Below are 11464 nucleotides of genomic sequence, written 5' to 3'. Positions count from 1 at the left end.
GGGCCGGGACAGCGCGTCCACTCAGCTCTTGGGCATGAGGACCGAGTCGATCAGGTACACGGTGGCGTTGGCGGTCTTGACGCCGCCGCAGATCACGTTGGCGTCGTTGACCTTCAGGTTGTTGCCGGAGCCGGTGACCTCGACAGCGCCCTTCTCCACGGTGGTCTGCGAGCCGACGACCGCCGACGGCGACTTCTGCCCGGCCACCACGTGGTAGGTCAGGATCTTGGTCAGCAGCGCGTCATCGGTCTTGAGCTTCTCGATGGTCGCGGCGTCGATCTTCTTGAACGCGTCGTCGACCGGCGCGAACACCGTGAACTCGCTGCCGTTGAGCGTGTCGACCAGGTTCACCTTCGGGTTGAGCTTGCCGGACACCGCCGCGACCAGCGTGGTCAGCAACGGGTTGTTGCCCGCGGCGACAGCCACCGGGTCAGCGGCCATACCCGACACCGAGCCCGCACCGCTCGGAACGGCCTTGGCGTAGTCGGCACAGCCGGGGCCGACCAGGTCGGTGGCCGTGTCGGCCTTGGCGGACGTGGTGGTCATCGGGGCAGCGGTGGTCGTGGTCGCCGCGGTCGAGTTCGAGCCACTGGCCGTGTTGTCGCTGTTCCCGCAGGCCGAGGCGAGCAGCGCGAGCGCGCTGATCCCGGTGATGACTACGGCGTTACGAAACGTGTTCTGCATGGCGCTTGCACTCCAGTGTCGGGGAAGTCGAAGTCGCTAAAGGACTGTGGGGAGCAGATCCCGCTCGGGCTTGCTTCGGTCTCATCAGCGATTCGGGGCTGCCCGGGAGGCGGATTGGTGGAGTTCGCCGGGAATCTCGCGGATCTCGCCGACGCCTGCCGATGCACGGGGGTTCGGGCACCCCGACGACCCGGCCGCGGGACCGCTCACCTGGCACGACCGCGAACTCCAGGACCACCGGATGTCCATTATGGACGAATCAGAGATCGGAAAGCGAGTCACATTCGACTACGCCGCGACTCGACGCCGCGCCCGCCGCGCAAGACCTCCCGACCAACATCACCCGAAGAGGGTCATTCCGGCGGAAACGCAGGTCGTGGCGCTGAGGAATCGCACTGATCGCCTCATCCTCATCACCATGGATCGGACCGCGGACGAGGTCGCCAGACCGGAGTTCACCAGCACGGAACCGCACAACGCGGACCCTCTCGTCCACGAGATCACCAAGCACGCGGGCCCCGGCCGCATCCCCCGGCCCAGCCCGCAGGCCTACCGGGTCACCACCACGATCACCGACTCGGGCGCCGTCGTCGTGCGGCTGACGGGGTTATCGGACACCAACGCGACGCAGGAGTTCGGCGCGGCGCTGCGCGCGGCACTGGAGTCGCGGCCGGGACTGCTCGTGGCCGACCTGTTCGGGCTGCGCAGCGCGGGCAAGGGCCTGGCCGACGAACTCCTCTCCGCCTACCACCGGGGACGGGGCACGACGTGCCTGCGCGTGGTGGCCCGGCAGGTCCCCGCCCTGCGCGCGCTGAGCCGGACACCGCTCTGGCAGCACGTCGAGATCTACCCCACCCTCGCCTACGCCGTGCGCACTCCCTGGATCTGACCCCACCCACCCACCCAGCCGGATCCGACCCCACCCACCCACCCAGCCAGCCCGCTCCCCCGTGCGCGATCCACCCCGCCGCCCCGGTGTCAGTTCCCGACGAGAGGAAACCATGAGATCAGCGAACCGGATCGCGCTCGGCGTGGTCTTCGCCTGCGTGCTCGCGACCCAGGCGGTGACCCCGGCCGCGGCCGCGCGGGGCACCTTCACCTTCTACGACGACGACGGCGGCGCGGGGATCGTGAACCCGGGCGACAACGTCTGCTACCCGCTGGGGACCACGATCCGCCGGGTCGAGAACCGGACCGACCGGCAAGCGGTGCTGTACCTGTCGGCGGACTGCGTCGGCAAGTCCGCGCTCGTGCTCGCGCCGCGCAAGACCAAGGACATCAAGGTGGCCGCGGTGGTGTTCACGCGGACCAGGCGCTAGCGGGTGACGGTGGGCGAGGCGACGGTTCGGGGACGCCCGCCTCGCCCACCGGACGCCGCGGGCGGCGTCGGGGAGTGGCTCTCAGCCCGCCGGGTCGACCGGCGGCTGGTCGGTGAGCGGCAGCAGGTCGCGCTCGGCGAACACCGCCCTGGCCACCAGCATCGCGTTGAACACCCGCGGGTTCCCGGCGAAGGCGAGCAGGTGGATGATCGTCTCCACCACCTGCCGCGGGGTCACCCCGACCTCGAGCGCCGCGGCGATGTGGAACCGCAGCTGCCGCTCGGTGTCGCCGAGGGTGACCAGCGCCGCGATCGTCACCAGCTGCCGGTGCGGCAGGTCGAGGCCGGGCCGGGTGTAGAGGTCGCCGAAGGCGAACTCCCCCACCAGCCGGGCCAGGTCCGGGGCCACGTCGGCGAGCGGGGCGACGATGTTGTCGATGTCGCCGCCCATCTCCGCCAGCCGCGCGGCGCCGCGGCGGAAGCGCTCGGTCGGCATCAGACCGCGACGGGGGCCGAGTGCTTCTGGATGAACCCGACGACGCGCTCCCACGCGTCCGCGCAGGCCTCCTGCCACTCGTCGTAGCTGGCGTCGAAGAACGAGTGCGGCGCGCCTTCGTAGACGTGCAGGTCGTAGTCCTTGCCCGCGGCGTCGAGCTTGCCCGCGAACTCCTTGAACTCCTCCTGCGAGGTCGCCACATCCTCACCGGCGAGCAGGAGCAGCAGCGGCGCGGAGATGTCGTCGACCACGTCGTCGACCAACTTCGGCAGCCCGTAGAAGCCGATCACGCCCGCGACGCCGAGGTCACCGGCCGACAGGCGCCACGACTGGCCGCCGCCGAAGCAGAACCCCACGGTGAACACCGGGCCGGTGTTGTGCTGCTCGAGGTAGGCGGCCGCGGCGCGCACGTCGGCGGCGACCTCCTCGGCCTTGACCTGCGGCAGCAGCGGCTGCCACTCGAACTTGTCGTCGCGCACGCCGGGGCCCGCGGTGCGGCCGTAGTAGTCGATGGCCGCGGTGGTGTAGCCCGCCTGCGCGAACCGGTTGGCCAGCGCCTGGTAGTACGGGTGGGTGCCGCGGATGTCGGGCAGGATCACGATGGTGATCCCGTTGGGCTCGGCCGGGATCGCCCGGAACGCCGAGAACGCCGTGCCGTCCGCGGAGGTCAGCTCGAGCAGACCCTCCTCGGCGACCTCACCGGGGTTGTCGAGAGCGGGGGGCCTGCTGTCGGTGCTGTGGCACATCGCGCGAACCTTTCACGGGGGCGGGGCTGACCGGCCCGACACTGGCCGCTCCCCCCGGCCCCAGCCAGGCCCCTGCCGTTACTGGTACCGGCAGGACCACGCTCACCACCGGCGCCGTCGGGCACACTCGGGGGCGTGGACGATCGCAACGACCTCGGCCGGTTCCTCAAGTCCCGGCGCGCCCGCGTTGACCCGGCTGACGTCGGCATCGAGGTGCTCGCCCGGCGCCGGGTGGCCGGGCTGCGGCGCGAGGAGGTCGCGTCGCTGGCGGGCATCAGCGTCGAGTACTACGTGCGGTTGGAGCAGGGGCGGGCCAGCAGGCCGTCCGAGTCGGTGCTGGAGTCGCTGGCCCGCGCGCTGGCGCTCGACGACGTGGAGCGCCGCTACCTCGACGAGCTGGTCCGGCCCCGGCCCGCCGCGGCGCGCGCACCCCGGGCGGAGCGGGCCAGGCCCGAGCTGGCGCAGCTGCTGTCGTTCCTGGACCGGGTGCCCGCGCTGGTGATCAACCACCGGATGGACGTGCTGGCCTGGAACCACCTGTCCTGCCAGCTGTTCCTCGACTTCGCCGCCGCGACGCCCCGGCAGCGCAACCTGGCCAGGTTCGGGTTCCTCGACGCCGACAGCCGGCAGCGCTTCGTCGACTGGCAGGACGTCTGCCGGGCGACGGCGGGGTCGCTGCGGCTGGCCGCGGGCAGGCACACCCACGACGAGGCGCTGGCCACCCTGATCGGCGAGCTGACCATGAAGAGCGAGCTGTTCCGCACCCTGTGGGCGGGCCGCGACGTCAAGCAGCGCACGCACGGCACCAAGCGGTTCCGGCACCCGGTGGTGGGGGACCTGGCGCTGCGGTTCGAGAACTTCGACCTGCCCGGTGAGGGCGACCAGCGGCTGGTGACCTTCTCCCCCGAGCCCGCGAGCCCGGCGGAGCAGGCCCTGGCCCTGCTGGCGATGTGGAGCACCCCGGCGCCTGCCCGCGTCGAGGAGCCCACCGGCTAGCAGGCAGCAGTACCAGCGGTCACCCTCACCGAGCGGGTCGGTCCCGGGTTCGGCGCCACGCGACGGCCCCGGCGCCGAGCACCACCGCGGCCACCCCGGACAACGCGATCCACCACCACCGGCGGCTGGGCGCGGCGGCCGGTGACACCGCGGGGGCTGGCGTGGTCGTGAGCTGGAAGCCCAGGCCGCCGTCCTCCTGGTAGGTCGAGCCGGGCAGCTTGTCGCCGTAGCGGCCGGCGACCTGGTGCTGGTAGTCGTCGATCGGCACGAACCGGTCCACCGGGGTCTGCGGGAGGCTCGCCTGCAGCAGGGTCACGCCGTCGCGGGTCAGCGCGTACCAGCCGTTGATCTGCGGTTCGTTGAGCAGCACGCCGCCTGCGGGGACCCTGGCCAGCAGCCGGTGCTCGTCGGAACCGGACAGGACGCCGGTGACCTGCCAGGTCGAGTCGGGTTGGGGCGCGGCGGTCATGGTGGCCTCGCGCCCGTCCGGGGCGGTCGCCAGCACGGCGACGTAGGCGAATCGACCCGCGGCGGCGGACCGGTCGCCGCGGACGAAGTCGGGGTTCAGCGAGTAGACCGGGACACCGGTGCCCGCGACGCTGACGGTCGCGGGCACCGGTTGGCCGCCCTGCCCGAGGTTGGTCCTGGCGAAGCTGACCGCCCGGGGCGTGTTCGCCGAGGCCACCGCGGCGTCGAGGGCCGCGCGCGGCAGCGGGGCCACCTCGGCGCGCCCGACCGGTTCTGCCCGGGCCGGTGCGGCCGCCAGCACGGCGACCGCCAGAGCGACCACAGTGGACACGCGGAACCGGGGACGCGCCGGGGCGGGGCGGGAGGACACCGGTCAGGCCTTCCGGATCCCGGAGACCGAGTCGGTCCACGCGAACTGGCTGTTGGACAGGTAGCTGTTGTAGGACGAGGTCCAGTACCGGTTGTAGCTGACCCACGGGTCACCGACGCTGATGGTGCCGTTGGTCGCGTCGTAGCCGTAGATCACCTCGGCGTGCGCGCCACCGGAGGTCCACGAGATCACCGTCATGATCGGCTGGCCCGCGGTGACCTGGGCCACGGTGGACGACCAGGACATCGCGTTGCCGACCTGGCTCGCGGTGAAACCGGTGCGGCGGAAGCCGTTGACGATCTGGTAGAGCGCGCCCGCCTCGTTGGGGCAGTAGCCGACCTGGGTTCCCTTGGCGGCGGCGCAGAACTGGTCCTGCGTGGTGGTGGCGCCGTAGTACTGCTCGATGCTGGAGCCGTCCGCGGCCCAGCACCACTGGTTGTACTTCTGGACCTGTTGCGTGTAGCGCAGGTAGTAGGACGCCGCCGCGCCGGAGGGCACCGCGGCCGAGGCGGCGGACGGGATGCGCAGGGCGCTGTTGTCGCGGGCGGCGTGGGCGCCCTGGATGCCCGCGGGGCGCGCGCCACCCGCCAACGGGGTGCCTGCCGAGGCGCTTGCCGACTGCGCCGACTGGCCCGCGTCGGCGCTGGGGACGACGACCAGCGCGGTGGCCGCGAGCAGTCCGGCGAACCCGGCGACGACGGCGAGCCGCCTGCCGGTCTTTCGGTGTGCTGTGCGCACTTTCTCCTCCTGGGACAGGGAGACAATGAGCTGAACAGGGAATGAACTCGGCCACCCTAGGTTCGTCCCGATTGGCCGGACAAGGCTCACGCAGTCGATCTCGTCGAATATCCGGATACCTATTCTTCAGGCCCGCAGCGGCCCCCTATCGCAAGGTGGACATTAGGGTAAAACCGCAGGTGGAACCGCCTTTCGTCGGTGAAATTCCACAGTTTAGGCGCACCACGAAAAGAAACGGCCACACCCGGCGCACAATGCCGCGTGTGACCGTTTCCTGCCGTTTTCACCTGGTCCAGGAGACCTCGGCGGCGTGGCTGTCCTCGAACATCCGGTAACTGGTGATAAGACCGTCGACGACCTGGACGTGCAGGGCGAAAGCGCTGGCGAAGACCCGGTCGGTCGCGGTGATCCGGTGCGCCAGCGAGCCGAGCACGACACCGTCGCGACCATCGACGATGATCTTGTCGACGGTGAAGACCTCGGTGCTGACGTCCTCCAGGGCGATCCGGAGGAACTCGTCGATCGCGGCGGCCTCGGTGCGCACACCGGTCCACGGCACGGTGTCGGCGCCCGCGACCGCGAGCTCGGCGCCCTCGGCGAACAGCTCCAGCATGCCGGGGCGGTCGCCCGCGCCGAAGCGGGCGAAGAACTCCCCGATGGTGGTGGCGGTGTCGCGGGTGGTGACGGGAGTGGACACAGTTTCTCCTTGGCGGGTAAGGGGTCTAGCCGCGCACGGCGGCGAGGTGGTCCCGGAGTGTTGGCATGTCAGGGGTTTGGTCGACGGCCGCGACGTATCCGTCGGGACGCACCAGGGCGGCGAGAGGGCGCTTGGGTCGCCAGGCGACGGTCACCGGGGTGCCCTCGGCGTCGTCCAGCACGCCCTCGGCGCTCACCTCGCGCACGGTGAGCAGGTCCGGGTAGCGCCGCGCGAGCTGATCGGCGGTGGTGGTGGAGCCGTGGACCACGAGGGTGTACCGGTCGGTCGGCAGCACCGCCCGCAGGGCCGCCGGGGCGAGGTGGCCGCTGAGCAACCGGTCGCGCTTGGCGCCCGCGCGCTTGGCCACCGGACCGGAGACGGCCGGGTTCTCCGGGTAGTGGTTGGTCAGCCCCGCCAGCCACGGCGAGTAGTACCGGTCGAACAGGCCCAGCTTCTCGGCCAGGCCCGCGGCGAGGTCGCGGGAGCGGGTCTGCCACTTCTTCTTGAGCATCCACGCCTTGGTCTGCACCTCGGCCTGCCGCACCACCGCCGCGGCCACCGACCGGCGCTCGACCTCGTAGGTGTCCAGCAGCTCCGGGGCCGCCTTGCCCTGGTGGACAAGGGCGAGCTTCCACGCCAGGTTGTGCGCGTCGGTGACCCCGGTGTTGAGGCCCTGCCCGCCAGCCGGGCTGTGCACGTGCGCGGCGTCGCCCGCGAGGAACACCCGGCCGACCCGCAGGCGCTCGGTGTGCCTGGCGTGGATGCTGAAGGTGGTCTTCCAGGAAACGTCGTGCGTGCGCAGCCCGCCGGGGCCGCGCAGGTCGACGTAGTCCTGGAGCACCTGCTCGGTGAGCTCGTCCGGCTTCATCCCCGGCGGACCGGCGGTGAAGACCCGGAACCGCCCGTTGTAGAGCGGGATCAGCACCATGATGCCCTTGCTGGAGCAGTAGTAGTGCACGGCGTCGCGCTGCAGGTCCCCGTCGAGGCCGACGTCGGCGAGGATGAACACGTTGGGGTAGGTGGCGCCGTGGAACTCCAGCCCGATCTGCTTGCGCACCAGGCTGCTCGCGCCGTCCGCGCCGACCAGGTAGGCGAAGCGCTCGACGGTCTCGGTGCCGTCCGGTGCGGTGATGGTGGCCTCGACGCCGGTGTCGTCGTGGCGCAGCGCGGTCACGGTGGTCTCCCACTCGATCACCCCGCCCGCGTCGGCGAGCGACTTGCGCAGCAGCGCCTCGACGTCGGGCTGGGTCACCACCGAGGGCTTGGTCTCGGTGTCGAAGGCGAGCTCGCAGACCTCGCTGCTCTCGGAGTAGTAGCGGAACGCCTGGACGGGCAGGCCGTAGGTGTCGAGGTGCTCGGAGCCGCCGAGCAGCCGGAACACCTCCAGGGTGCGCGGCCACACCATCAGCGCCTTGGTCAGCGGGCTCGGTTCGGCCGCCCGGTCGACCAGCCGCACCGGCACGCCGCGGCGGGCCAGTTCGACGGCGGCGGTGAGCCCGACCGGGCCCGCGCCGACCACGAGCACCGGGGATTTCTCGGACATGTCACGCCTCCACTGGGTTCGGGACTGGGCGTTCGCGCAGCATCACGGCGATCACCGGGGCGCCGAGGGCGCAGACGGCGGCGAGGATCCACAGCACGGTGTGGAACGCGCTGGTGTAGGAGCCGGAGACGAAGTCGACGAACGCCGCGCGCTGGGTCTCCCCCACCCGCGCGGCGACGGCGGTGACCTCGCCCTGGGCGACCTTGTTGGCCACCTCGCCCACCGCGCCCGCCGCCGGGTAGTCGGCCAGGTCGCCGAGGCCGCCCCGGGTGAGGCTGACCAGCAGCGAGCCCATGCCCGCGATGGCGACGGCCTCACCGGTGAGGCGCATCGTGTTGAACATGCCCGCGGCCATCCCGGCGCGGGCGGGCTCGACGCTGCCGATGGCGGCGCCGTCGAGCAGGCCGAAGGAGATGCCGACGCCGGTGCCGATCACCAGCAGCGGCCCGATGAGCGTGCCCGCGGTCGCGTCGCGGTCGATCACGGTGAGCCAGGCGGCGCCCGCGGCCACCAGCAGCAGGCTGACGCCGAGCAGCACCCTGGCCGGGATGGTCTTGGCCAGCGTGCCCGCCACGACCGGGAACACCAGGACCGGCACGGTCAGCAGGAGCATGGTGAGACCGGCCTGGCGGGCGCCCATGCCGGTGATGCCGATGAAGAACGACGGCAGGAACACCAGCAGGCAGACGAACCCGAAGGCCAGCAGCACCGGCATCAGGCAGACCGCGACGAACCTGGGCTGCCGGAACAGGCCCAGGTCGAACATGGGCCGCGCCTGCCTGCGCTCGACGGCCACGAACGCGGCGATGAGCACGGCGAACACGACGAACAGCGCCAGCACCAGACCGTCGTCCCAGCCCCGTTGCGGGCCTTCGACGAGGGCGAGGGTCAGCGCGACCAGCGCGCCGCTGAAGGTCGTGGTGCCCGGCCAGTCGACACCGGTGGCGTCGGGGTCGCGGGACTCGCGCAGCGCGGGGAGTGCGAACAGGACAGCGGCGGCGATGACGGCGTGGGCGAGGAAGACCGCGCGCCAGCCCCAGAGCGAGACGAGCAGGCCGGAGGTGGACGGGCCCAGCGCCAGCCCGAGCCCGAACGAGGACCCGAGCAGCCCGAACGCCTTGAGCCGCGCCGGACCGTCAAACGCTTGCGCCAGCAGGGCCGACGCCGAGGTGAGCACCATCGCCGCCCCGACCCCGGCCAGCGCCCGCAGCACGTCGACCAGCACGATGTCCGACACCACCCCGACCCCGGCGGTGCAGGCCAGGAAGACCACCAGGCCGATGCCGAACATCCGCTTGCGCCCGACCAGGTCGGCCAGCGCCCCCGCGGCGAGCATCACCGACGCGAAGGCCAGGTTGTAGGCGTTGACGACCCACTGGACGCTCACCAGGTCGGCGCCGAGGTCGGACCCGATGTCGGGCAGCGCGATCGAGGTCCCGGTCAACGACGCGGGCAGCAGTCCACACGAGACGCAGACGGCGATCAGCGTGATCGTCGCCGTTGCCCGGCTGGTCGCCGGGGAGACGGTGGTGGACACGACAGCAGAACTCCTTGCGGTAGAGGGGGATCAGGTGCCGGTGACCGAGAGGACGATCTTGCCGGTGGTGCGGTCGGTCTCGCCGAGTTCGTGTGCCTTGCCCGCCTCCGCCAGTGGGAGCACGTGGTCGACGTGGACCCGCAGGGCGTCGCGCTCGACGAGGGCGGTCAGCGCTTCCAAGCCTGCTGAGTCCGGTTCGACGAGGAACGGGCTCACCCGGACGCCGCGGGTCGTGGCCGCGGCGGCGACCTCGGGGCTGATCCGGCCGATGGTCAGGACCAGCAGGCCGCCGGGGCGGAGGGTGTCGAGCAGGCCGAGGGTGTGGTCGCCGCCGAGGAGGTCGAGGACGACGTCCTGGTCGCGCACCGCGGTACCGACCTCGACCCGGATGTAGTCGACGGCCTCGTGGACGCCGACGCTCGCCAGGAACTCGTGCTTGGCGGCGCTGGCGGTCCCGGTGACCACCGCACCCCGGGAGCGGGCGATCTGGCAGGCGAGGTGCCCCACCCCACCCGCGGCGGCCGTGATCAACACCCGGCTGCCCTGCCCGATCCCCGCGACGTCCACCAGCGTCTGCCACGCGGTCAGCCCCGCCATCGGCAGCGCGGCGGCCTCGGTGAACGACAGCGACTCGGGCTTGCGCGCGAACTGCCGCGCCGGAGCGGTGACGTACTCGCCGTACCCACCCGCCCGGCGCGGGAACCACAGCAGCCCGAACACCTCGTCACCCGGCTGGAACCGGGTCACCCTCGGCCCGGCCTCGACCACACCGGCCACGTCCCAGCCCTGGGTGAACGGGTGCGCGCCCAGCGCGCCGGACGGGAACACCCCGCCCCGGATCTTCCAGTCGACCGGGTTCACCCCGGCCGCGTGCACCCGCACCAGCACCTCGGTGGGCACCGGCACCGGCCGCGGCACCACAGTGGACACCAGCACCTCCGGTCCACCGGCCGCCACCGTCTGCATGACCGTCATCTGCTCGGACACAGGACTTCCTCTCGTGTGTGGGCGGGGATCCGCCGCCAACCGACCCGTTCGGCGTGCGCGCGCAGCGCCGGGTCCCCGCCGACCACCACCGGGCAGCCGACCAGGTCGAGCACCGGCAGGTCGGAGATGTCGTCGCCGTAAGCGAAGGAGTCGGACAGGTCGATTCCGTGCTCCTCGGCGAACCGGCGGGCCGCGACCGCCTTGTTCGGACCGACCATCGGGACGGCCACGACTCCCGACAGCACGCCCGAGACCACTTCCGGTTCGGTGCACACCACCGCATCGGCGCAGGCGTACCGGGCGATCGGGGTCAGGCACGGCCCGAACGACCCCGACAGCAGCACCACGGTGTCGCCCGCCGCGCGGTGGGCGCGCAGCATGGTCAACACCCGTGGGTCGAACAGCCCGCCGCGGGCGTACTCCGCGGCGAACCACCGCTCCCCCAGGGCGGCCAGGTCGGCGGCCGGGCGACCGGCGAAGGCCCGGTAGAAGAACCGGTTGGCCTCCTCCCGCGTCGCGCCCGCCGCCTTGACCCCAGCCAGGTCCGCCATCACGGTCCCGTACTCGTCCTCGGCGCGGTCGAAAGCGAGGAACCGGAACAGGCTGGTGACCGTGATGAGCGTGCCGTCGACGTCGAAGAACGCCGCTCGGCTCATCCGCCGACGCGGGTGTCGAGGAAGGCGATGGCCTCGCCCAGGGTCTGCTCGTGGTGCAGCTCGCCCTCGGCGATGACGACCCCGTACTCCTTCTGCATCCACAGCGCGATCTCCATCAGGTGCAGCGAGTCCAGCCCGATGTCCTCCAGGGTGTGCGCCGGGTCCAGCTGCGCGGCGGGCAGTTCCGCCTTCTCCGCGACCAGGTCCAGGATGGTGGTGTTCAACGTG

At 71.8% G+C, this 11464-nt stretch carries 14 protein-coding genes; 3 read left to right on the top strand and 11 right to left on the bottom strand.

The window, feature by feature from the left end:
• Positions 1–21: 21 nt before the first annotated feature.
• The gene (locus BMY07_RS03435; RefSeq protein ID WP_092774890.1) at positions 22–684 is read right to left on the bottom strand and encodes a fasciclin domain-containing protein; all 663 of its coding nucleotides are present in this window, start codon (positions 682–684) and stop codon (positions 22–24) included.
• 418 nt (positions 685–1102) lie between these two features.
• Here BMY07_RS03435 and BMY07_RS03430 point away from each other — a divergent pair, with 418 nt between their 5' ends.
• On the top strand, positions 1103–1573 hold the full coding sequence (locus BMY07_RS03430; RefSeq protein WP_092774889.1) for an STAS domain-containing protein: 471 nt from the start codon (positions 1103–1105) through the stop codon (positions 1571–1573).
• Positions 1574–1685: 112 nt separating this feature from the next.
• Positions 1686–2003: a hypothetical protein gene (locus BMY07_RS03425; RefSeq protein WP_092774888.1), complete on the top strand. Its 318-nt coding sequence runs from the start codon at positions 1686–1688 to the stop codon at positions 2001–2003.
• A gap of 81 nt (positions 2004–2084) precedes the next feature.
• Here the strand turns inward: BMY07_RS03425 and BMY07_RS03420 are convergent, their stop codons facing one another.
• Both BMY07_RS03420 and BMY07_RS03415 read right to left on the bottom strand, forming a co-directional pair.
• Positions 2085–2498, bottom strand: a complete 414-nt coding sequence (locus BMY07_RS03420) for a carboxymuconolactone decarboxylase family protein (RefSeq protein WP_092774887.1) — start codon at positions 2496–2498, stop codon at positions 2085–2087.
• Positions 2498–3244, bottom strand: a complete 747-nt coding sequence (locus BMY07_RS03415; RefSeq protein WP_092774886.1) for a dienelactone hydrolase family protein — start codon at positions 3242–3244, stop codon at positions 2498–2500. The genes BMY07_RS03420 and BMY07_RS03415 overlap by 1 nt, the downstream gene beginning before the upstream one ends.
• 135 nt (positions 3245–3379) lie before the next feature.
• Here BMY07_RS03415 and BMY07_RS03410 point away from each other — a divergent pair, with 135 nt between their 5' ends.
• Positions 3380–4240, top strand: coding sequence for a helix-turn-helix transcriptional regulator (locus BMY07_RS03410; protein WP_092774885.1), 861 nt, complete (start codon positions 3380–3382; stop codon positions 4238–4240).
• A gap of 25 nt (positions 4241–4265) precedes the next feature.
• Here BMY07_RS03410 and BMY07_RS03405 read toward each other — a convergent pair whose 3' ends face one another.
• The 8 genes from BMY07_RS03405 to BMY07_RS03370 form a co-directional block, all read right to left on the bottom strand.
• Positions 4266–5039 (bottom strand): hypothetical protein, encoded by a 774-nt coding sequence (locus tag BMY07_RS03405; protein WP_092774884.1) that lies wholly within the window; start codon positions 5037–5039, stop codon positions 4266–4268.
• A 42-nt stretch (positions 5040–5081) separates the two neighbouring features.
• Entirely contained in the window at positions 5082–5816 is a 735-nt protein-coding gene (locus BMY07_RS03400; RefSeq protein WP_245782166.1) for a papain-like cysteine protease family protein, read from the bottom strand.
• Positions 5817–6099: 283 nt separating this feature from the next.
• Entirely contained in the window at positions 6100–6513 is a 414-nt protein-coding gene (locus BMY07_RS03395; protein ID WP_092774883.1) for a nuclear transport factor 2 family protein, read from the bottom strand.
• 25 nt (positions 6514–6538) lie between these two features.
• Positions 6539–8056, bottom strand: a complete 1518-nt coding sequence (locus BMY07_RS03390; protein WP_092774882.1) for an FAD-dependent monooxygenase — start codon at positions 8054–8056, stop codon at positions 6539–6541.
• A gap of 1 nt (position 8057) precedes the next feature.
• Positions 8058–9593, bottom strand: a complete 1536-nt coding sequence (locus BMY07_RS03385; RefSeq protein WP_245782165.1) for an MFS transporter — start codon at positions 9591–9593, stop codon at positions 8058–8060.
• A gap of 30 nt (positions 9594–9623) precedes the next feature.
• Positions 9624–10568: an NADP-dependent oxidoreductase gene (locus tag BMY07_RS03380; protein WP_092774971.1), complete on the bottom strand. Its 945-nt coding sequence runs from the start codon at positions 10566–10568 to the stop codon at positions 9624–9626.
• Complete coding sequence (locus BMY07_RS03375; protein ID WP_092774881.1) at positions 10565–11236, bottom strand: HAD family hydrolase; 672 nt, start codon at positions 11234–11236, stop codon at positions 10565–10567. Before BMY07_RS03375 ends, BMY07_RS03380 begins: the two co-directional genes overlap by 4 nt.
• Positions 11233–11460, bottom strand: coding sequence for an acyl carrier protein (locus BMY07_RS03370; protein WP_177215408.1), 228 nt, complete (start codon positions 11458–11460; stop codon positions 11233–11235). Before BMY07_RS03370 ends, BMY07_RS03375 begins: the two co-directional genes overlap by 4 nt.
• Positions 11461–11464: the final 4 nt, after the last annotated feature.

The sequence above is a fragment of the Actinokineospora terrae genome, from assembly GCF_900111175.1.
Taxonomy (GTDB): Bacteria; Actinomycetota; Actinomycetes; order Mycobacteriales; family Pseudonocardiaceae; genus Actinokineospora; species Actinokineospora terrae.
Note: the sequence above shows the minus strand (reverse complement) of the source record. Positions and strands in the feature narration are given on the sequence as shown.